2 protein-coding genes are annotated in these 834 nt (G+C 56.8%); both read right to left on the bottom strand.

Annotated features, from left to right (window positions below):
• Window positions 1–190: hypothetical protein (locus QKY98_RS23505; RefSeq protein ID WP_284671689.1), on the bottom strand; the 190-nt coding region annotated here is incomplete at its 3' end.
• A gap of 219 nt (window positions 191–409) precedes the next feature.
• The coding region (locus QKY98_RS23510; RefSeq protein ID WP_284671690.1) for a LysR substrate-binding domain-containing protein at window positions 410–834 on the bottom strand (425 nt) is incomplete at its 5' end.

The following is an 834-nucleotide window of genomic DNA, read 5'->3' on the forward strand; positions in this document are numbered from 1 at the left end:
GGAGCGCCTCCGGCTTAAACGACAGGATCTGCTGTTGCTTCATCGACAGGCCCTTTACCAGGCCATCCTGGCTCATTACTTCGATGGCACCGAAGCGGGATGGCTCATCGCGATGAAAGACCAGGCGGCCCGGCACTACGGTGCCCGGTGCTGTAGCGGTGGTAGGGGAGGGAAGGGTCTCGGTGTTCATGGTAAGGCTCCTGGTTGATATCTGGCCTCCACCCTGACACAGATTTTCAGAACGCAAGGAGGCGGCTAACGAGCGCCTTGCGTCAATTTCCAGGATTGCCGCGACATTCTGAAGCGACCAAAACCTGAAATAGCCACTGACAGCAATCGACCCAAAGCTGCCGTTGGCCGTGGGCAGCTAGCGGCCAATAGCGGACGATTGGCTGGCAGGTATGCATCGCTATGTCTCCAGGCCTTGGGGAAATAGCTCGGGGTTTGAGAAAGCCTGCTTAAGATGGTCGTACACCAATCGCACCCGCTTCGATACAGGGCCCTGCTGCGGGCGGTATATGAACAGATCCCATGGCGCTGGAGCGAGATCAGCCAAAACAGAAACCAGCTTGCCTGACCGCAGATGGGGCTCAGCCAGATAGGCAGGAATTTGGCCAAAGCACATGCCTGCCAGGGTGGCTTCCAATTCCGTGTCAGGATCATCACAGATAAGAGCTGGCTGCCTAGGCGTGAATGTTTGCCCGTCGGCAAATAGCCAAGGCCAAGGGCGACCATTTTTCTGGTCGATCAGGACTGAGAGTGGCAGCTGAGCCAAGGCATCCAGAGATCTAGGTATTGTCTTTTGCTCTATTAGCGCCGGGCTTGCGACACCGT

The organism is Pseudomonas sp. HR1, assembly GCF_030175875.1.
In the GTDB taxonomy this organism is placed as follows: Bacteria; Pseudomonadota; Gammaproteobacteria; order Pseudomonadales; family Pseudomonadaceae; genus Chryseomonas; species Chryseomonas oryzihabitans.